Origin of the sequence: Streptococcus ratti FA-1 = DSM 20564 (assembly GCF_000286075.1) — a bacterium.
Classification (GTDB): Bacteria; Bacillota; Bacilli; order Lactobacillales; family Streptococcaceae; genus Streptococcus; species Streptococcus ratti.
In genome coordinates, this window is the sequence record NZ_AJTZ01000005.1 from 995472 (window position 1) to 1016614 (window position 21143).

The 21143-nt window shown below is 40.6% G+C and carries 20 protein-coding genes and 1 pseudogene; 4 read left to right on the forward strand and 17 right to left on the reverse strand.

The annotated features are described in order from the left end of the window. Positions 1-508: 508 nt before the first annotated feature. Positions 509-1708 carry an NADH-dependent flavin oxidoreductase gene (locus tag SRA_RS06685; RefSeq protein WP_003089044.1) on the reverse strand — a complete coding sequence of 400 codons (1200 nt, stop codon included), beginning with the start codon at positions 1706-1708 and terminating at the stop codon, positions 509-511. A gap of 316 nt (positions 1709-2024) precedes the next feature. Between SRA_RS06685 and birA the strand changes: the two genes are divergently transcribed. Next, positions 2025-2960 carry a bifunctional biotin--[acetyl-CoA-carboxylase] ligase/biotin operon repressor BirA gene (birA, locus tag SRA_RS06690; protein WP_003089045.1) on the forward strand — a complete coding sequence of 312 codons (936 nt, stop codon included), beginning with the start codon at positions 2025-2027 and terminating at the stop codon, positions 2958-2960. Here the strand turns inward: birA and SRA_RS06695 are convergent. The 7 genes from SRA_RS06695 to SRA_RS06725 all read right to left on the reverse strand — a co-directional run bounded on the left by SRA_RS06695 (position 2941) and on the right by SRA_RS06725 (position 8498). Continuing rightward, the gene (locus tag SRA_RS06695) at positions 2941-3135 is read right to left on the reverse strand and encodes a DUF3272 family protein (protein WP_003089053.1); all 195 of its coding nucleotides are present in this window, start codon (positions 3133-3135) and stop codon (positions 2941-2943) included. The two genes, birA and SRA_RS06695, sit on opposite strands and share 20 nt — an antisense overlap. A gap of 51 nt (positions 3136-3186) precedes the next feature. Next, on the reverse strand, positions 3187-4854 hold the full coding sequence (dnaX, locus tag SRA_RS06700; RefSeq protein ID WP_003089057.1) for a DNA polymerase III subunit gamma/tau: 1668 nt from the start codon (positions 4852-4854) through the stop codon (positions 3187-3189). After that, positions 4854-5351, reverse strand: a complete 498-nt coding sequence (locus SRA_RS06705) for a GAF domain-containing protein (protein WP_003090722.1) — start codon at positions 5349-5351, stop codon at positions 4854-4856. Before SRA_RS06705 ends, dnaX begins: the two co-directional genes overlap by 1 nt. Positions 5352-5477: 126 nt before the next feature. Next, positions 5478-6098, reverse strand: coding sequence for a Type 1 glutamine amidotransferase-like domain-containing protein (locus tag SRA_RS06710; RefSeq protein ID WP_003089069.1), 621 nt, complete (start codon positions 6096-6098; stop codon positions 5478-5480). 14 nt (positions 6099-6112) lie between these two features. After that, positions 6113-7165 carry a bifunctional transcriptional activator/DNA repair enzyme AdaA gene (locus tag SRA_RS06715; RefSeq protein WP_003089070.1) on the reverse strand — a complete coding sequence of 351 codons (1053 nt, stop codon included), beginning with the start codon at positions 7163-7165 and terminating at the stop codon, positions 6113-6115. Between the two features lie 140 nt (positions 7166-7305). Continuing rightward, positions 7306-7932 carry a class I SAM-dependent methyltransferase gene (locus tag SRA_RS06720; RefSeq protein ID WP_003089071.1) on the reverse strand — a complete coding sequence of 209 codons (627 nt, stop codon included), beginning with the start codon at positions 7930-7932 and terminating at the stop codon, positions 7306-7308. Further along, positions 7932-8498 carry a GrpB family protein gene (locus SRA_RS06725; RefSeq protein WP_003089072.1) on the reverse strand — a complete coding sequence of 189 codons (567 nt, stop codon included), beginning with the start codon at positions 8496-8498 and terminating at the stop codon, positions 7932-7934. Before SRA_RS06725 ends, SRA_RS06720 begins: the two co-directional genes overlap by 1 nt. 260 nt (positions 8499-8758) lie before the next feature. Here SRA_RS06725 and SRA_RS06730 point away from each other — a divergent pair, with 260 nt between their 5' ends. Further along, positions 8759-10495: a glycerophosphoryl diester phosphodiesterase membrane domain-containing protein gene (locus SRA_RS06730; protein WP_404827189.1), complete on the forward strand. Its 1737-nt coding sequence runs from the start codon at positions 8759-8761 to the stop codon at positions 10493-10495. Between the two features lie 287 nt (positions 10496-10782). On the opposite strand, the gene SRA_RS06735 is transcribed toward SRA_RS06730, so the two are convergent. The 9 genes and pseudogenes from SRA_RS06735 to udk all read right to left on the reverse strand — a co-directional run bounded on the left by SRA_RS06735 (position 10783) and on the right by udk (position 18844). Continuing rightward, positions 10783-11463 carry an MIP/aquaporin family protein gene (locus SRA_RS06735; protein WP_003089082.1) on the reverse strand — a complete coding sequence of 227 codons (681 nt, stop codon included), beginning with the start codon at positions 11461-11463 and terminating at the stop codon, positions 10783-10785. 349 nt (positions 11464-11812) lie between these two features. Continuing rightward, complete coding sequence (locus SRA_RS06740) at positions 11813-12598, reverse strand: L-threonylcarbamoyladenylate synthase (RefSeq protein WP_003089084.1); 786 nt, start codon at positions 12596-12598, stop codon at positions 11813-11815. A 109-nt stretch (positions 12599-12707) separates the two neighbouring features. Next, positions 12708-13298 (reverse strand): 3-isopropylmalate dehydratase small subunit, encoded by a 591-nt coding sequence (gene leuD, locus SRA_RS06745; protein ID WP_003089086.1) that lies wholly within the window; start codon positions 13296-13298, stop codon positions 12708-12710. 2 nt (positions 13299-13300) lie between these two features. Then, the gene (gene leuC / locus SRA_RS06750; RefSeq protein ID WP_003089088.1) at positions 13301-14686 is read right to left on the reverse strand and encodes a 3-isopropylmalate dehydratase large subunit; all 1386 of its coding nucleotides are present in this window, start codon (positions 14684-14686) and stop codon (positions 13301-13303) included. 1 nt (position 14687) lies between these two features. After that, positions 14688-14960 carry a DUF1294 domain-containing protein gene (locus SRA_RS06755; protein WP_003089090.1) on the reverse strand — a complete coding sequence of 91 codons (273 nt, stop codon included), beginning with the start codon at positions 14958-14960 and terminating at the stop codon, positions 14688-14690. Next, positions 14957-15991, reverse strand: coding sequence for a 3-isopropylmalate dehydrogenase (gene leuB, locus SRA_RS06760; protein WP_003089092.1), 1035 nt, complete (start codon positions 15989-15991; stop codon positions 14957-14959). Before leuB ends, SRA_RS06755 begins: the two co-directional genes overlap by 4 nt. A 9-nt stretch (positions 15992-16000) precedes the next feature. Continuing rightward, a complete protein-coding gene (locus SRA_RS06765) occupies positions 16001-17566 on the reverse strand; it encodes a 2-isopropylmalate synthase (protein WP_003089093.1) in 1566 nt (521 codons plus the stop codon). A gap of 280 nt (positions 17567-17846) precedes the next feature. Then, positions 17847-18079: pseudogene (locus tag SRA_RS10360) on the reverse strand (LacI family DNA-binding transcriptional regulator); the annotation flags it as partial. A gap of 135 nt (positions 18080-18214) precedes the next feature. Further along, entirely contained in the window at positions 18215-18844 is a 630-nt protein-coding gene (gene udk, locus SRA_RS06770; protein ID WP_003089098.1) for a uridine kinase, read from the reverse strand. Between the two features lie 219 nt (positions 18845-19063). On the opposite strand from udk, the gene SRA_RS06775 reads away from it, so the two are divergent. Then, a complete protein-coding gene (locus tag SRA_RS06775; RefSeq protein WP_003089099.1) occupies positions 19064-20044 on the forward strand; it encodes a Gfo/Idh/MocA family protein in 981 nt (326 codons plus the stop codon). Continuing rightward, positions 20041-21123, forward strand: coding sequence for a DEAD/DEAH box helicase (locus tag SRA_RS06780; RefSeq protein WP_003089100.1), 1083 nt, complete (start codon positions 20041-20043; stop codon positions 21121-21123). The genes SRA_RS06775 and SRA_RS06780 overlap by 4 nt, the downstream gene beginning before the upstream one ends. The last annotated feature ends 20 nt before the right edge of the window (positions 21124-21143 follow it).

The window sequence follows — 21143 nt, forward strand, 5'->3', positions numbered from 1 at the left end:
AGTTTTATGAGCAAGCTGACTTGCCCTAAAACTTAGCGCGTTAAAAAGTTACAAAGAACCGGCAAAAAGTTAAAAACTTTCTAAGTCATCCCCATTTATAAAGATACTTTTTTGTGCTTATGTTTAGATGATGTTGTTGATGGACTTAAGACTGTCCGCAGCAAACAACAGAATTCAAGCACAAAAGCCACCTTTTCGGGACTCATTAACTTTACCATTGTACCATAATTAATCATAAAAAAGTTATATTTTTTCTAATGACTAGGTTATAACTTTTACTAATAGAGAGCTTTAATCCGGCACATACAAGGCACAAATCAGCTTTATGCCAGAAGAGTCAAACTTTAAGCGAAATAAAAAAGCCTCCGATCCATACAAGACCAGAGACTTTAGGAGATTTATGAAAAAGAAAAGTTTTAGGATTCCTATTGCTAGGATGACTATAGTATAAGAATAATTTCTTAATTTATCCTTAAACTTTTCTTTCACAAACCTTAAAGTGTCACAATTAATTAGCATTTGAAAAACCATTAAAGCCTGTTGAGTTTCCTTGATTGAGATGCTTAATAGAATCACTTCCCGGAATAGGCGGCAGACCAAATGAACCTTCTGAAGTAAAAGCCTGCAATAAACCAGGTGTCCAATGAGCCTTGGCTAACTGTTCTGGCGAAATTTCATGTACGATTGTATTTCCCTTACCTTCATCAATCTTTTTACCAAACTGAGGATCAACAATGGTACCGCGCCCTACTGCAATTAAATCTGTATAGTGCTCTATTGCATCTTGAGCGGCTTCTTCAGAAAAAACACCGCCAACAATGATTAATTTTGTCTTATCGTCCAAAATTTCCTTGAAGTATTCTGCAAAAGAGCGATCGGCTCCTTGCGGTTTAGAAGCATAGCCATTCCAAAGAGAAAGGTGAATATAATCCAGTTCATTTTTGATAACCTCCTTAATCAAAGCTAAGGCTTCCTTGTAGGTATAACCAACAGTATCGCCATGAATTTCCTCAGGACTGATGCGATAGCCAACAATAAAATCATCGGGTGCATACTCGGCAACCACCCGTTTGACCTCTCGAACGACCGCCAGAGGAAAGGCCATCCGTTTTTCAAGAGAACCGCCCCATTGGTCTGTCCTGTGATTTGAAAATGCTGAAAAGAATTGCTGAATACCATAGTGGTTAGCACCATGAATTTCTACACCATCAAAACCAGCATCAATAGCACGCTTGGCAGCACGCCCAAAATCTTTAATAATAGCTTCAATTTCCTCACCTGTCATTTCCCGAACAGGATAGGATAAGAATGAAAAATCAAGAGCAGAGGGCGCTAAAACTTCCTTACCTTTGGCTGCTCTGCCCATAGCTTCACGGCCGCCGTGATGAATCTGTAAAATAGCTTTATTTCCATCTTTTTTCAATGCTTGAGCAATGGATTTGATAGAGTCAAAATGATCATCATCATAAATACCTAATTGCTCTGGAACTCCTGCTGGTGTGCAAGGTCCGCCGGTTTCACTGACATAGTGATACTCAGTAATCAAGAGCCCTCCGGCCTGTGAACGCGCTTTGTAATAGTTTAAAGTATCTTCAGAAGCAAAGCCCCCTTCTCTTCCGGAAAAGGTCAGCATCGGCGGCAAAACAATACGATTATGCACAGCAGCACCATGTCTAAAAGTGACTGTGTCTGTCAGTTGATGAACCATTTTCTTTCCTCCTTTTATAGTTTAGCAAAAGCGTTTTCTTATCTTCATTATAGCACTTAAGAAAGAAAAAGGTGGATAAAAACAAGAGCAAGACAAAATTATCCTGCCCTATTAAAGAGGCAGGTCTAGGGAAATAATACAGTGAAAAATCACAAACAGCCAGTCATAGAAAATAGCTATATGATAACACCAACACCCTTCTTTTAAAACTTCTTACCTCCTGTAATTACAGCAAAAGATGGCGCTGTCCGCCCCCACAAATGTCTATTTATGCTACAATATCAGTAAGAAATTCATTTGTGGTTGAGGTTGGCTTATGAAAACTTATGAGAAAATTTATCAGGTGTTGGCACAGACAGATAATTTTGTGACGGGAGAGGTTTTGGGAAAAGAACTCAGTATTTCTCGAACAGCTGTATGGAAGGCTATTCAGACTTTAGAGGGTAAAGGACTTGTCATCGAATCTGTTAAGAATCGTGGTTATCGGCTGCTTTCGGGTGATTTATTTTTACCGGATGAAATTGAAAAGGCAACTGGACTCAAGATCTTTTTCAATGAGAAGAGTTCTTCGACACAGTTGGATGCTAAGGCAGGGATTGAAAAGGGAGATCCAAGTCCTGCTCTTTATTTGGCTCCCAGCCAAAAAGCTGCCAGAGGGCGCTTTAGCCGGCAGTTTTTTGCTCCTGAGGCTGGCGGCATTTACATGTCCTTGCATCTGCATCCAGAGTTACCTTTTAAGCAGCTGCCTTCTTACACGCTGATGGCTGCTACCAGCGTGGTTAAGGCTATTTCTCGCTTGACAGGGATTGAAACCGACATCAAGTGGGTCAATGATATTTACTTAGATGGTAAAAAGGTGGCTGGTATTTTGACTGAGGCTGTCTCATCTATTGAGACAGGTCTGATTACCGATGTTATCATCGGTATGGGCATTAATTTTCATGTCACTGATTTTCCTGAAGAATTGCAGAGCAAGGCAGCTAGCATTTTTTCTGAAAAGCCAACAATCACGCGCAACCAGCTCATCTCTGAAATCTGGAATATTTTCTTTAATATCCCTAAAGAAGATCTGATTAAAGTTTACAAAGAAAAATCACTCGTCTTAGACAGACAAGTGACCTTTGTTGAAAACGATATAACTTATAAGGGAATTGCGACAGATATTAGCGATACAGGACAGCTCATCGTCCAATTGGAAGACGGTCAGGAAAAAGTCCTCAACAGCGGTGAAATCAGTCTTTCTTCTTGGTAGCTGACAACATAGCTTTGGTAAATTTGGTGATAACGTAAGTCTTGCGCAAACTGCGAAAGAGCAAAAGTCCCCAAAAGCCAGCCCAAAAATACTGGCCGTCTAAAACAGCATTGTTCAAAAAAATCGTTTCAATCACGGTTGTAATCAGCATGATCGCAAAATCTTGTTTTAACATACTATTATTGTATCAAAAAAAGAAAATTCATGTCAGAATTTTCTTTTTTTCTTACTCTTCTTCAAGACTAATCTTATCCGCTAAGAAGTCAAAACCTTCTGGAATAAAATCAACTTCTTTTTCAGTCTTTTCTTGATTAGTCTTACTTACTTTGATGCTCTGAGCAAATTCACTGCGGATAGCATTGAAATCAGCCCGCGGAACAGCCATTATCTTAGGGGAAAAACCGAACTCCTGGCTCATGATATTGCCAAATATATCATTTAAATTGGAACGTTTCATGACCTGCTCGGCATTAAAAGCGGCATCAAAAGCTAAAATCGCATTTTCACTGTTAGCAAGGACAGGTTCAGACCCCAGCAAAAGAGCACGGTCTTGCACTGAAATATTGTCTAAGATCACATTCCAGGAGCTTTTAAGAGCATCCAGATATTGGCGGGACTTCTGACTGTCTACCACTGTTTCCTGCATAATGGTCATAACCTTTTCCTTATCCACCTTGTAGCGGAAGGTCTTGGTCTTTTGTAGCTGGGGTTCCTTGGCAGAATCTGCTTTTTTAACAGACTGAAGCGCCTGTTTTAACTCTTTAACTTCTGCTTTTAATCCGTCAATTTCCTGAGCAATATTGGCTGGAAGTTCCTGTGTCTGCGCTTCTTTTTCCTCTTCACTCAGGCGAATGGTCATCATTTCCGCATAGATTTTAGGCTGTGTTCCGTTTTTTATTTCCGGCAGGCTCTTAGTCACGAAATCAATCATTCGGAAAACAGCATCCTGCGACAGAGATAAATTATCCTGAAAGACCTTTCCTTGATGCATATTTTCACCGCCTGACTGAACGACTAAAATATCTCGGAGATAATTAAGCAAATCTGTCGCAAAACGGCTCATACTCTTGCCGCTGTCAAAAATAATCTCCAGATCATTCAAAGCCTGACTGGTATCATGGTTCAAAAGATCTGCCACATAATGATCCAGAGCACTCAGACTGATGCTGCCGGTAATTTCCTCAGCTATTTCCAGCGATACATGCTGGTCAGCAGTCAGGCTGAGAGCTTGATCCAAAATAGAAAGTGCATCCCGCATTCCACCTTCAGCACGTTTAGCAATCAAGCTGAGTGCTTCTTCATCAAAGCTAACCTCTTCTTTTTGAAGAATCTCTGCTAGATGCTCCTGAATAGCTTTGGTTTTGATTGTTTTAAATTCAAAACGCTGTACACGGGATAAAATGGTGGCTGGAATCTTATGCAGTTCTGTAGTTGCCAGAATAAAAACGACATTTCCCGTCGGTTCTTCAAGCGTTTTTAACAGAGCATTGAAGGCACCGGCAGACAGCATATGAACTTCATCAATGATATAAACCTTATAAGTCGCACGGCTGGGAGCATAGGTTGACTTGTCACGGATTTCCCGGATTTCATCAACACCGTTGTTAGAGGCCGCATCAATTTCAATCACATCTTCAAGACTGCCGTTGGTAATATCCTGACAAATATCACAATGATTGCATGGTTCTCCATCTTTTTGATTGGGACAGTTCATAGCCTTGGCAAAAATCTTAGCCGCACTGGTTTTCCCTGTTCCTCTAGGTCCTGAAAACAGGTAGGCGTGACTGATTTTTCCTGAGGCAACGGCCTGTTTTAACGTGGTCGCAACAACTTCTTGCCCAACCATTTCATCAAAAGTCTGGCTTCTGTATTTTCGATAAAGGGCTTGATACATCAGTTTTTTACTCCAAACATGTCAAAATTCCAATCCGTTTTTTCAAGCAAAAGTGCCACAAATCGTTCCAAATAAGTTTGATCAATGGCATCGTAATCTGCAAGCTCCGAAGAGTCCAAATCCAGAACTCCCACTAGCTGGCCGTCTACAACCATAGGCACCACGATTTCTGACTTAGCCGCAGAATCGCAGGAAATGTAGTTGGCATGCTTGGTCACATCCTCCACAATCAGCGTTTGACGCTTCTGAGCGGATTCACCGCAGACCCCTTTGCCAAGAGCAATATGCACACAAGACACCACCCCCTGAAAAGGACCCAAGATCAATTCACGGCCATCAAACAGATAAAAACCTGCAAAAACAGAGCGAGGCAGAGCCGTCTTCAAAAGAGCACTGGCATTAGCCAGATTGGCAAGTGCATTACGCTCATCAGCAAAAAGTGCTTTTGCCTGGGCCAGCATAAGTTTGTAATTTGCGATTTTTTCTTGCTCGTTCATAGTTTCCATTATAACAAAAAAGCTCTCAAAATGTATGATAAAAGAAAATCCCTGCTTCTTCAAGCAAGGAAAGTTTACTAAACAAATCTGCTTCTGTTAAAAAGCATGGTAAAATATCCAAGTCCGCTATTGACTGTTTTCTACTGTATAGTTATCATCGTTTACTAAAACAGCCTGTTGGTTAGTTAATTTAAGCAGCTTGAGCTGTCCTTCATAGACAGCTACTGTCTGCTCGGTGATTTCTTCAAAAGGAGATTCACCCCAATGCGGCAAAACAGAAAAATCAACTAGACCTAAGGCAGCATAATCTGTCAGATCTGATGCTAGACTCTTATCATCCATGATATGACTGTAGAAAATATCTTTTGAAGCAATAATAGCACCAGCTGATTCACCAATATAAACCATCCCCTGATTAATTCGTTTACGAATCAGAGGCAGCAAATTTTTTCTTTTTAATTCCTGCAAAAGATAGAAGGTATTGCCGCCTGAAATGTAGAGACAGGACGCTTGTGCTAGCTTTTCCCGCACCACCGTCTCTGTCGCTGCTGCTATATCCAGAGGAACAACATCAAATTGCAAATCTGCAAGAATATCTCTGCCTTCATCAATATAGTCCCTGTACTCTTCGACATCTCCAGCTGTGGGAATGAAAAGGACTTTCTTTTCCAACTCATATTGTTCTGCGAATTTCTCAAATAGAGGCTGCACTTTTGCAAAATAAGAACATAAGAATAATGTTTTCATGAATTGTCTCCCAGTCATGTTTTTTTAATTTTTTTCTCTAGCTCCAACAGATATTTTTTGCGCTCTTTTCCGCCGCCATAACCGCCCAAACTGCCGTCACTGGCAATAACACGGTGGCAAGGTATCAAAATAGCAATCTGATTAGCTCCGTTAGCATTGCCGACAGCTCTGACCTTGTTGTTATCACCTAGCTTTAGAGCCAAATCTTTATAGGTGACCGTTTTTCCAAGTGGAATTTTCTGAAGCAGTTTCCAAACTGCTTGCTGAAAGGCTGATCCACTCAAATACAGAGGAATGGTAAAACCTGCAAAGGTTCCAGAGAAATAGGCAGCTAGCTCTTTCTCCAATTGCTGTAAAAGAGTATTGGTTCCATGGATAATTCTTGCATTCAGTCTGCTGCGCAGCCGCTCTATTTCTCTTTCCAGTCCTCGTCGATTTTCAAATTCCAAAAGATAGAGATACTCCTCATCCGCCAGAGCCAGCATTCGTCCAATTGGTGTCGCGATAAAAGCAGCCGTCAGCACTTTAATAGTCGTTTTTTTGACTGGATTTCCCATAATACGGCTAAAGGCGTCATTGAAACCGCTAGAGGATTGATAACCCATAGCCAGCTGCTGATCAATGACTGTCTGTCCGTCCTTGATATTCTTAAAAGCCAGGCCCATCCGACGGGCACGCGCGTACTGAACAAAGGTTATATCGTAGACTTCTTTGAATTGTCGCCTAGCAGTTGCCGAATGAAGACCTAACCTCTTGAAATCTTCTTCTCTCCACCGCTTCTCAGGATTAGCTTCTACAGCTGTTATGAGCATTCTGACTTCTTCAGGAAGCTGATGCGGATATGACAGGGGCTGACAGATTTTGCATGGCCGATAACCAGCCAAAAGCGCTTCTTCTGCCTTTTCGTAAAAATCACAGTTTTCAAACTTAGGCTTTCTGGCCCGGCAGGTCGCATGACAAAAAATCCCCGTTGACTTAATGGCCGCAAAGAAAATCCCGTCAAACTGCTCATCTCGTTCCAGCAAAGCTTGATAATAACGCTCTTTTAGCTGTTCATTTTCTATCATTACAGTCTCCTCATTCATCAATTTTTATTATTATACCCTAAACCAAAGTGAATGACTTCCGAAAAATGAACAAGTAATTTAAAAGGTTAAAAACAAAGAACAGATCTTTATCTTCTAACAGAAAATGTTTAAGTTAGCACCTACTGTTTTGCAATCACATAACAAAGCCAAGCTGCCTGCTTTTGACAATCTAGCAAGCGCAAGCCCATTTTATCCAAATAGTTAGCAAACTCTTTATTGTCTTTCAAATCGGGTAAATAATAAGTCACTTTACTTTGCTCGCAAGCAATGATGAACCGCCCATCATCTGCCAGCACGCGCTTGATTTCAGATAGAGCCTGCTGTAAATCCGGCCAATGAAAATGCGTCTGAAAGGCGCAGACAAGCTCAAAACGGCCATCAGGATAAGACAGCTGACTGACGTCCATGACATCAAAAGTCACTCCTTCTAGCTGATAACCTTGCTGGGCTTGGGAAATAGCCTCCGCAGAAATGTCTATGCCCTTGATCTGACTCTGGGGAAAAAGTTGGTGAAGGTAGGCTGTTGATGCCCCATTGCCGACCCCAATATCCAAGATATGCCCATAAGATTTTTGAGGAAGCACAGACAAAGCCCACTGTGCCATCGGTAAGTAGGCCTTATTCCAAATTTTCATCATGCTCCTGCCAATGAATCCTGATGGGTGTTTCGATTGGCTGACGAGATACTTGAGCAAGATGTAAAAGGATACTGCTAAAACGACAAAAACAGCAAGGACTCTTATCATCAATACCTCCCCTTATAGTCTTTCTTAGCTTGTTGCGTGTATTTCTTAATGAAATCCGTCTTAGCATCTGTATAAGCATCACGGTTATGCTCGTACGCTTTCCATAAGGCAAGTTTCAACCCTTCATAGTCTTTGGCAACTTCCGGATGTTCTTTTAAATAATCTCTAAAATAAAGTTCATCATTATTACCCTGATAACGTAAGTGAAGATGAAAAACTTTCTTGGCAAAACCAGCTTCTGTATAGCCCTTATTAAAGGACATTTGATTTCCATCTTCAGACATCAGTAGATAGCCAGCATCTAGCAACTGCTTTTTGACAGATTGGACATCTGCTGTTTTGGGAACTTCCAAGAGGATGTCCACAATATTTTTAGCCCAGATATCGGGAATAGCTGTGCTGCCGATATGCGAAATGCTGCTGATTTCCCCCTTGGAAAACAGCCGCAAGAGAGCCTGCTTTTCTTCTTGATACCACTCCTTCCATTCTTCCTTAGGCGGCACAAGAAAGATTGGAAACAAGTGCCAGAGTTCTTCCAAAGTCATATCTGACAATGGTTTTGTCATACTTTTCTGCCTCCTCTTTTTAAAACTTACACACTCATTATAGCAGAAAATCATCCTTATCAGTAAATCCTTCTGTTTTAACAACGAAAGAACAAATCCCCGGACTCTTTGATAGCTTCTATTTTGTTTGTACAAATAAAATACTTCTTTTAAAATATTAATTTATAAATTTTAAAAGACTCTACTCTTAATAATTTTACAAAGGATTATGTTAAAATAAATTATCACATCCTAAGGAGATACCAGTGACTCACTTAAAATTGGAATTTCAAAAACTCTACTATAACTTAGATAAAATATTATTCTTGTTCTTTAGCCTTTTTGTGGCAATAGAATATGTCTGGATCCCCATTAATTCTTGGATTTCTGAAAAACTGTTAGCCTTGACAGGGTATCTTTATATCTCACCTAACAATATCGTCCCTATTTTCACACGCCACTGGTGGGTAACACTTACTTTTATCTTGCTTTTCATCCTCAATATTATGATCTCCTATTTACAAATTGGTTTTCTTTTTTCAGGTGTTCATCAATTATTAACCCAACATCCCAAAACATTGAGACAGTTCATCAAAACCACTTGGCAGGAATTTTTATCTATCGTTAGGCATATTAGTATTGGAAAAACTTTTTTTCTGCTTATTTATGCCTCCATTCTTCTTCCCTTTCTCAAGCGTATCCTAAATATTTACTATCTCAATAAATTTTTAATTCCTCAGTTTATTTGGGATTATCTAAACAAACAATATCTACTAGCTGGTTTTGTTTTGATTCTGACAGCTGTCTTTTTTCTGCTGGCTAGTCGTTTAATGTATGCTTTACCCAAAATTTATTTTGAACATTGGTCTGTAAAACAAGCTGTTCAATTCAGTTGGCAGCAAACTCAAAAAAAGACCCTAATTTCTCTATTTCGCTTATTCTTGATAATTATCCAAGCTGTCCTTATTTTTCTTTTATTGGCATTTTTAGCTTATGGCATTCAGCTGCTAGCAGATGAACTGCCAGATAAATTTTCTTTAATTTTTGCTACTATAAACTTTGTTTTCATTACATTTGCTTATTATATAAGCATTGCATTCTTTTTAGTTAAATTTGTTTCCTTACTGACAGATAAACATTTACCCAACGATAATAAATGGCTGCGCCAACGTTTCCAATTAAGCATTTTGTTTGTTTCTTCCTTGATTTTTGCTATCAATGGTTTTGCTTATTTAAACCATCCTTTTCAAAGTTTGCCACTCAGCATTTCACATCGCGGTGTTAACAATAACAATGGTGTCCAAAATACATTACAATCTTTGGAAAAAACAACTAGGTTAAAACCTGATTTTATTGAGATAGATATTCAAGAAACAGCAGATAAACAATTTGTCATGATGCACGATGCAAATCTTTCTAACTTGACTGGTCTTGACGGGGAAACTCATGATTTCACACTCAAACAACTCACCCAAATGACTGTCTCTGAAAATGGTCATGCCACAAAAATGACCAGCTTTGATGCTTATTTTGCTAGAGCAAATCAATTGGGGCAAAAGTTACTCATTGAAATTAAAACATCCTCTCGTGATTCAAAAAATATGATGACCCGCTTCCTCAACAAATATGCTAAACAAATCAAAAGCCATAAACATCAAATCCATTCTTTAGATTATCGTGTCATTGATAATGTTAAAAAGTACGATAAATCTCTTGTTGCTTACTTCATTCTGCCTTACAATACTATCTTCCCCAGAACCAAGGCCAATGGTTATACCATGGAATATTCCTCTTTGGATCAAAATTTTATGACTAAATTACTTATTAATCAGAAGAAGATCTACGCTTGGACTGTTAATGATGAAGCAGCCGTGACAGGAATGGTTTTGATGGGAGTTAATGGTATTATTACAGATAACCTGACTGATCTTAAAGCGAATCTTAATGACATTCGCTCTGATAAAAACTATTCCAGCTTACTTTTACTTCATATCCAAGAAATTTTAAATTTATTCTAATCAAACTTAAAAAGCGATAAAGACTTTTATGGCGAATGGTCATAAGTCTTTATCGCTTTTTTAGGGATTTAAAATTCCTATTGTTTCAAATCATACAATGTTTTGAGAATAAAACTAAAAAGAGAGGAGTTTGTCCCTCTCTTTAAATATTAAGATAAGTCCACCCACCATAGTTGACAAAGAGTCAATTTTCAAGGTAAACAGTTGGTGCAGCCAAAAGGAAACAGACAAAGACTGTACTTTCACAGTCCCTGCCTCATCGAATTTATTAGCTGCAGAATAATATTTTATTCTTCTGTGCCAATAAGCTTATCTCCAACGATAGCTGCAAGAATGCCGCCAACAATCGGTGCACAGATGAAAATCCATACTTGGCTGAGCGCTTCACCGCCGACAAAAAGAGCAGGCGCTAAGCTGCGAGCTGGGTTAACTGAAAGTCCAGTAATATTAAGACCAACAAGGATCATCAAAGTCAAAGTCAAACCAATGACAATACCCGCGATTTTTCCGTTCCCCTTGCTTTCAGATGTCACTGTTACAATCACTAAAACAAAGATAAAGGTTGCGATTGTTTCAAAGAGAAAACCTCCCAAAGGTGTGACACCATTTGCCAAGGCGTTTTGTCCAAGTCCAACCTTATCAAGAGACATACCTGAATTCGTCATCAGAAAGAAAACAGCTGCTGAGGCAACAATGGCTCCAACGACTTGTGCTACGATGTAGTTGATTAGTTCTTTAGCATCCATACGTTTGTTGACAAACATAGCGATAGACACGGCCGGATTGAGGTGAGCGCCTGAAACCGCTCCGATCGAATAGGCTGCTGCTACAATGGATAAACCAAAGGCAAGGGCAATGCCAAGGTGGCCAACTCCTCCGCTTCCTACACCATTACCAAAAACAACTGTCCCTGTTCCGACGAAAACAAGAATAAACGTTCCAGTTAATTCAGCAAAAAATTTTTTCATTTTCATGTCCCTCCCTAAATGGATATGTTTAAATACAAACCTATTATAGCCTCTCTTTTCTGATAATTCAATGGATACAGCTTGAAAATACAATAATTTTACAAAATTCGTTTTCAAAACCTTTTGACTTATCATAGATTTATGGAGATCTTTTATGCCCTCTGTTTTTGCAGTCTTTTCCTTATCTGTCTGTTCAGCTTCAGTGCTAAAGGTATCTGGTTTTTCAAAGACCTAACAGCCATATATTAACTTGATAAACAGATACCGCTCGTCCAGAAAAATTCTTTTACCCTAAACCAACTAGCTGCTGCTATCATAAAAAATCACCCTTTCGAGTGATTTTTTCAGCTTAATAGTACTCACCTTGGCGGTAATTCCATGAGTTAAATGTGTCTGATAAATGCATCATGATTTTATCAATATCAAGTCCCTTACGGATAACAACAGGGCAAGGCTCTACTGAGCGGCTGCCAGCTCCTTGTTCAGGAATTAGCTTACCATCAACATCAACCATTGAGACCATAACACCTTGTTCATAGCGCGTTTCCACGGTTTTATCCGGTTGGATAGATGCCACATAATCATCGGCTTCGATAACAAGGTCAACCATTGACTCGATACGCTCACCGATACCTTCAACTTTACCGCGATTTCCTTTACCTGATGGGTTAGCTGAGGAAGCATAGACCATACGGCCTTCCTTTTCCCACATTTCTTTGGCAATTTGTTCGCCAGCTACGCCGAATTTAATAACAAAGCAAGATGTTCCGCGAACGTCTGTCATCAACTCTTCGCGCCCATCACCGTAAGCTTGCAATTTTTCGTAAGCTTCTGGCTTCCACGGCAGGATACAGCCAAGAAGAATGTCTTCATCCCAATGTTTTTGGTAAAAGGCATCAATTTCAGGCGTCAATTGAGCAAGAACTCGCAGCTCATCCATGCTGCCGCACAAAACAACTCCTGGTTTGTTGCGATTGCGCTTTTTAGCTTCAAATTTACGCTCAAGACCCTTTTTATCTGAGGTCATGATAATGTAGCCAACCTTGGTTGGACAGACGATAACGCCGCCTTCGCCCTTAACAATTTCAAATCCTTCTTGCGAAAGATTGCCATCCCAATGGATATGTTTAGTCATTAGTTTTCTCCATCTAAATTAATAATACTTTTTTATTTTATCATGCTTAATCTCTAAAAGCAATGTTATTTATTGATTTTTCAGAACTTTCTAAACTTTATGAAACAGTTTACTGCCAATAAGCGGGACGGTTTTTCTCGTATTCAGTAATAAGGTCTTCATACTGAAGCGTAATACCGATATCATCCAAACCGTTTAAAAGCTTGTGCTTCCATTCACCATCAATGTCAAAAGTGAATTCTCCCACTGGAGAAAAGATTTTTTGCTCATAGAGATCAACTCTCACCTCATCTGTCGGTGCCAGCCCGGCTAATTGGTCACGAACTTCCCGCGGCTGAACAATAGGCAGGATACCGTTGTTTAGATCATTATTGTAGTGGATATCGCCAAAAGAACCTGCTATGATAACCTTAAAACCATAGTCTGCCAAGGCCCAGGCTGCATGCTCGCGCGAAGAACCTGCGCCAAAATTATCCCCAGTGATTAAAATACTGGCCTTACGATATTCCGGCCTATTAAAAACAAAGTCTGGATTCTCTGTGTAATTATGATCCAGATACCGCCATTCGTACATAAGGTACTTGCCAAAACCTTTTTTGTCAATTAATTTCAAAAACTGCTTGGGTAAAATTTGATCAGTATCAATATTGTCATTCATTAAGGGAACCGTTGTCCCACTATAGATTGTAAATTTTTCCATAATTAAACTTGTGCCTCCGGTAAGTGACGAACATCCACAAAGCGGCCTGCAATCGCAGCTGCCGCTGCCATAGCAGGACTGCAAAGATGGGTTTTAGCACCAACTCCCTGCCTATCTTCAAAATTGCGGTTGCTGGTTGAGGCGCAGTGCATACCTTCAGGCACCTTGTCAGGATTCATCCCCAAACACATGGAGCAGCCTGGATCCCGCCACTCAAAACCAGCTTCCATAAAGATCTTATCTAAGCCTAGCTTTTCAGCAGCTCTTTTTACAGGACGGCTTCCCGGAACAACAATAGCTGTCAGATGAGGGGAAATATGTTTACCAGCTACGTACTTAGCAGCTTCTTTTAGATCACTGAGTCTGGCATTTGTACAAGAACCTAAAAAGACATAGCCCAGCTCAATATCCTCGGCTGTCTGCCCCGGTTGCATATCCATATACTGATAAGCACGCTCATCATTCATATCCTTGATTTCAGGAAAGGCTTGACCAAACTCAACTCCCATTGATGGATTGGTTCCCCAAGTAACCATAGGGGCTAGCTCGGAAACATCCATTTCAATGACCTTGTCATACTGGGCATCCCTATCTGAAACTAAGGTTTTCCAATCTGCTACCGCTGCTTCAAAATCCTTAGGAGCACACTCTCTGCCTTTAAGATAGTCAAAAGTCTTCTGATCGGGATTCATAATCCCCATTTTAGAGCCAAATTCAATGGACATATTGCAAATAGTCATGCGTTCTTCCATGCTCAGCGCATCAACAGCTTCACCCACATATTCGACAACATGACCGACCCCAACAGCAACGCCATACTTGGCGATCAAAGCCAAAATATAGTCTTTAGAGTAGACTCCTTTTTGCGGCTGGCCAGTGAATTTGACTAATAATTTTTTAGGTTTCACCTGCCAAATTGTCTGTGTTGCAAAAACATGCTCTACTTCTGTTGTACCGATTCCAAAACCGATAGCTCCAAAAGCGCCGTGGGTGGCCGTATGGCTGTCCCCGCAGACAATAAATTTTCCTGGCTGTGTTCGGCCCGTTTCAGGTCCAACCATGTGCACAATTCCTTGATGTTCAGAACCGTGGTCAGCATGAGGAATCTCAAATTCAACAACATTTCTGGCAAGAGCATCCATCTGCGCCTTAGAGATAAGGTCACGAATGTCATAGATGTTAACCGTCGGCACATTATGATCAAAGGTGCCAAAGGTAAGATCGGGACGGCGGACTTTTCTGCCTGCATCCCGCAGCCCCTGAAAAGCCTGGGGACTGGTAACTTCATGGATATAGTGCTGATCCACATACATAAGCTGAGGTTCGCCTTCCTTACCAGTTACCACATGGCGTTCCCAAAGCTTATCAAAAATTGATTTGCCACTCATATTACATTCTCCAAACTAAATAAATCACAAAGCAATCAATAAAAATGCCTAGATACCAAACCAGATGAAAATACCATTTTCTGGTTTTATGGTGAAAGAGGATCCCGCCCAAAGCAGCACCTAAACCGCCCAAACAAAGACTAAGAAGTAAAAGATTTCTTTCAGAAATCCGCCATTGCTTTTTTACCGCTTTCCCTTTGTCAAGACCATAAAGGCAGAAGACCCCTATATTCCAAATAATCAGTACAAGCCAAAAATAAATCTGCTCTCTCATAGATTAGCAATAATAGCTACCGTCATCTGTTTTGTATCAGCTGAACCACCTAAGTCACGCGTTAGAATGCCTTGCGTCAAAGTCTTATCAACTGCCATTTCAATCATTTCAGCGCTAGCATTTTCACCAAAAGACTCACGCAGCATCATGGCAACTGACAAAATCATTGATATTGGATTGGCAATACCTTGTCCAGCAATATCTGGTGCAGAACCGTGAATTGGTTCATAAAGGCTCGGCCCATTTTCAGAATGGCTGGCAGATGGCATAACGCCAAGAGTACCAGGCAGAACAGAAGACTCATCAGATAAAATATCACCGAAAAGATTTTCCGTTACAACCACATCAAAACGTGCTGGGTTGGTAATCATAATCATAGCTGCGCTGTCCACCAATTGGTGTTCCAAAGCGACATCTGGATATTCTTTGGCCACTTCGTCTGCTACTTTACGCCAGAGTTTTGAGGTTGCCAAGACATTTTGCTTATCAATGCTGGTTACTTTTTTACTGCGTCCACGCGCAATCTCAAAAGCCTTGCGCATGATACGGCGAATCTCATCAGCAGAATAATCATTGATATCACGGGCCGAATCGTCATTCAAAGTATGTTCTCCAAAATAGATACCACCAGTCAATTCACGAACAACAACAAAGTCTACGCCTTCAATACGTTCTGGTTTTAAGGGTGATAAATGCTTAAGAGCATCAAAGATACGCACAGGCCGAATATTGGCAAAAAGATTGAGTTCCTTGCGAATAGCCAAGAGACCCTGTTCAGGACGAACAGGTGCACTGTCATACTGAGGACTGCCAATAGCAGCCAACAAAATAGCATCCGCAGATTTGGCCGCATCCAAAGTGTCCTTAGGCAGCGGATGGCCGCTAGCATCAATACCTGCTCCGCCGAAAGCCTTTGCCTGAGTTTCGTAAGCAAAACCAGTCTTAGCAGCAACTGCTGCTAAGACCTCTAGGCCAGCTGCCATGATTTCCGGCCCAATCCCGTCTCCTGCCAGTGTTACAATTTTTTTCATTCTTCTCTCCTAGTCGTTGCTTGGGTAATCACGTTCTGAAACTTTATGCCCAATTTCACCGGCGTTTTCCTTTTGGACAAAAGTATTAGCATTAATATAGGCAATAGCACTGGCTTTTAGAACATCAAAATCAAGACCAGAAGCATTGAAGATAGTATCCGTATCAACATTTTCAACGGAAACAAGTACACGCGCCTGAGCATCGATACCATCTGTAACAGCCTCGATATTGTAGCTGTCCAGCTTAACCGTTTGATTAAAGAATTTATCAATAGCATTGAAGATAGCTTCTACAGATCCCTTACCATTGGCAATAATTTCAACTTCTTCACCATCTCCATTGACCATGATAACCTGCGCTGTGATGGTATCATCTTCATTTGAAGTCAGTCTCAAATCTTTGAAATGGAAGCCTTCAGGATTTTCAACAGAGGTACCTGCAACTAAAGCTCTGATATCGGCATCAGTAATATCATGTTTTTTATCCGCCAAGGATTTAAATTTAGCAAAGAGAGCCGCAATTTCAGATTCTTCAAAATCCAGAGCCAATTCTTTTAATTTCTCAACAAAAGCGTGACGGCCGGATAATTTTCCAAGTGGTAACGAATTTTTCTTAACACCGACCAATTCAGGCGTGATAATTTCATAAGTCAGAGGATTCTTAAGCACACCGTCCTGATGAATACCAGATTCGTGTGAGAAAGCATTACCGCCGACAACTGCTTTATTTTTAGGAACAGCGATACCTGAAAAACGCGACACCAGCTCAGAAGTATTAACTGTTTCATTGAGAACAATATCTGAAGTAGCCTCATAATAATCCTCACGAATATTGAGAGCTACAGCGACCTCTTCAAGGGCAACATTACCAGCACGTTCACCAATACCGTTGACTGTTCCTTCAACACGTCCGGCACCGTTTTTAATGGCAGCCAGAGTATTTGCTGTTGCCATGCCAAGATCATCGTGGCAGTGAGGACTGAAGATGATTTTGCGGTCGGATTTAACATTTTCAATCAGGTATTTAAAGATATGACCAAATTCTACCGGTGTTGTAAAGCCGACAGTATCAGGAATATTAATGTAAGTAGCACCGGCATCTACAGCCGTTTGAACAACCTGAAGCAAGAAATCAAGCTCAGTACGTGTAGCGTCTTCTGGTGAAAATTCAACCACATCAAATTTTGAACAAGCATAGGTAACATGCTCTGTAATCGCCGCCAGAATCTCTTCTTTGGATTTCTTGAGTTTAAACTCACGGTGAATAGGACTGGTCGCAATAAAGACATGGCATTGAGGAAATTTAGCATCTTTGAGTGCTTCATAGCAGGCATCAATATCAGACTTAACAGAACGTGCCAATCCTGATACGGCTGTCTTTGTCATTGCAGCAGCAATTTGTTTAACAGCTTCAAATGAATCGGGACTGGCTGCCGGAAAGCCTGCTTCAATGGAGGAAATGCCCCATTTTTCCAGCTGCTTAGCGATTGCAACTTTTTCTTTTATCGAAAAATTAACGCCGGGCGTTTGCTCACCATCGCGCAGTGTTGTGTCAAGAAATTCAACCTTATGCATAAGATACCACCTTCTAATTAGAAAAATAAAGTAAAAAAACATCTCACTCAGAAACCCAAGCGAGATGTCTTTTCTTCCCGCTTGGTAAGCCAAACAGGACTAATGCTTTTGCACTAGCCCTCACACCTCAACAACAAAGCGTCATTTCGTGTAAACATTGACTTTTTTTCCTTTCAGATGTAACTTGTTACTATCATACCTTTTTTTAAAAAGATTGTCAATATCATTTAAGTAATTTTCTGAAAAATCAAACAATGAATTCCAGCTGCTTTTTCAAAAACCAAACAGTCACATAAATCAAGCCATCAGCTGCATCAATCTGCGGTAATAAACCGTTGCTTCTATTTATTTTCAGCCCTCTGGCATATTCATCTGGCTGATAATTGAGTTCTTTGATAGCAGCCTGTACTTTCTGGTAAGTGCTGTCTTTGACCCTAAGTCCGTTAAGACACGTAAAACAGTTTCAACACCAACTCCTGCCAATGCGGCAACTTCTTTCATCGTTACTTTCATAGCTTACTCCACTTCACTTTAATATATTTATTGCAGCACTGTCAGAAAGCGTTTTCTATCTTTTTATTCTTTTTTCAGCATCATTTTCATTTTGCCTATTTGCTGGTAAATAAAAAACACAGATTAACCTGTGCTTTAATAAGAATCCTTTAGAATGCTGGCAATTTTGGTATTGATCAAATCAATGGCTACGATATTAGTCACACCTTCCGGAATCACAATATCAGCATAGCGCTTGGTCGGCTCAATGAACTGATGGTACATGGGTTTAACGACCTCAGTGTACTGCTCAATAATACTGTCAAGACTTCTGCCGCGCTCTTCCATGTCACGTTTGATGCGCCGGATAATGCGAATATCATCATCGGTATCTACGAAAAGTTTAATATCCATTAAATTGCGCAGACGCTCATCTTCTAGTACCAAAATGCCTTCAACAATAAAGACATCCTGCGGTTCTTGACGGTAGGTTTTAGCGCTGCGTGTGTGCAGACTGTAATCGTAAATAGGAATATCTACCGGACGCCCCGCCTGCAGCTCTTTGATGTGTTCAATCATCAAGTCCGTATCAAAAGCCAGAGGGTGGTCGTAATTAGTAGTCACACGTTCTTCAAAGGTCAGGTGGCTCTGATCCTTATAATAAGAATCATGCTCAATCATCGCAATCTTAGCACTGGGAAAGTGAGATAAAATTTCCCGTGAAACGCTGGTCTTTCCTCCGCCGGAACCGCCTGTGACACCAATAATAATCGGTTTTTTTCGCATAATAAACAAGAAGGACACTAAAAACAGCTCAATTCCAATAGTACAATCTGGAAAAGTCCAGCAAACAGCATTAAGCCATTGGACAGCTGCATCAGCCCATCGCAAATGAGATTTGTCCTTTTTCATTCCTTTCTTTTACTTGGCAAAAATATCTTCCTATCTATTTTACACTAAATCATGTTATAATGAAATAAAAATTTACAGAGCTGGAGGCATCCTATGCTTAAACTTGGTATTATGGGAACGGGATCTATTTCCCATCAGTTTATTGAAGCAGCTGAGCTGTCGCAAAATTATCAGCTGACAGCTGTTTATTCACGCAGGCTGGAAACGGCTAAAAACTTTTCTGCCCGCTATCATGATGTCTTTTGTTATGAAGATTTGGCTGACTTTTTGAAACATGATTTTGATGTCCTTTATATTGCCAGCCCAAATGCTCTTCACTTTGAACATGCAAAAGCGGCCTTAAAAGCCGGAAAACATGTCATCGTTGAAAAACCTGCTTTTTCAAGACCGGAAGAATTGGCTGAGGTTATTCAGCTGGCTGCCGATACAAAGCGCTTTTTCTTTGAAGCAGCCAGAAATTACCATGAAGGATCACTAGCTGTTATCAAGGACTTTCTGGCTCATAAAACGGTCATTGGTGCTGATTTTTCTTATGCTAAATATTCTTCAAAAATGAAGGATCTGCTTGATGGCAAGATACCCAATGTCTTTTCAGACAGATTTTCAGGTGGTGCTCTTGTTGATTTGGGAATTTACCCTATCTATGCTGCCTTGAAACTGTTTGGTAAACCAAAGAGTGTCAACTATACTGCGACCCAGCTGGAAAATACTATTGATTTAAACGGCAATGGCAATCTGATTTATCCCAACTTTCATGTTTCTCTTAGAGCCGGAAAAAATTATAACGCCTTAGAATATGCTGAGATCTACACGGCAGAAGGTACTTTACGGCTCAATCACATTCAAGGTATCAGCTCTGCTATTTTCCAAAGACACGATGGCAGCCGTGAAAAACTGGCTCTCCCTGAAATAGAGCACCTGATGCTGGAAGAAGTCAATCATTTTGCCCAAATGATGGCAAATCCAGATGAAAGACTTTATCAGATTTGGCTGGAAGATGCAAAATCTGCCAGCCAGATTCTTTATCAAATGCGCCAGAGCGCAGGAATTGTATTTGAGGCGGACAAACAATGAAAACACACTTTCCAACAGGCTGGCAGGATAAACTCCAGCAGCTCCATTTTACAGACTTTACCCAGATTCAAAAGGAGGCCTTTGAGCCTATCAAAAATGGGCAAAACTTTCTGGGCATAAGCCCCACAGGAACCGGAAAAACACTGGCTTACCTTTGGCCCAGTCTGTTGAATCTTCAGGCTAAAAAAGCACAGCAGCTGCTGATTTTAGCACCCAACAGCGAATTAGCCGGGCAGCTGTTTGAAGTTACTAAAACATGGGCCCAACCCCTTGGCCTGACAGCTCAGCTTTTCTTATCGGGTTCCAGTCAAAAGCGGCAGATTGAACGTTTGAAAAAAGGACCTGAAATTCTCCTCGGGACGCCAGGCCGTATCTTCGAGCTGGTCAGACTTAAAAAAATCAAGATGATGGCTGTCAACACCATCGTTCTTGATGAATTTGATGAGCTATTAAACGATTCCCAGTACCAGTTTGTTGAAGGGATCGTCAACCGTGTCCCGCGCAGCCACCAAATGATTTACATGAGCGCTACCAACAAACTCAATCAGGGAGTTTTGGCAGAAGACACCCTTAGGGTCGATCTATCCAATCAACAATTGGACAGCATTTCTCATTATTACATCACTGTGAATAAACGGGAGCGCACAGAACTCCTGCGCAAGCTGTCCAATATTCCTGATTTTCGTGCTCTGATTTTTTTCAACAGTCTGTCTGACTTGGGAGCAAGCGAAGAACGCCTGCAATACAGAAATGTGCCAGCTGTCTCACTGGCCAGCGACATTAATGTGAAATTCCGCAAGGTCATTCTTGAAAAATTTAAAGAGCACGAACTGTCCTTACTTTTAGCAACTGATCTAGTTGCACGCGGTATTGATATTGATGATCTAGAGTATGTTATTAATTTCGACCTCGCACGTGACAAAGAGTCCTATACGCACCGCGCCGGACGCACAGGCCGCATGGGAAAAACAGGAGCGGTTATCACCTTTGTCAGCCATAAGGAAGAACTGAAAAAACTGAAAAGATTTGCCAATGTCTCAGAAATTTTCCTAAAAAATCAAATCTTGCAGATAAAATAAAGCAGGTGTCACCTATATAC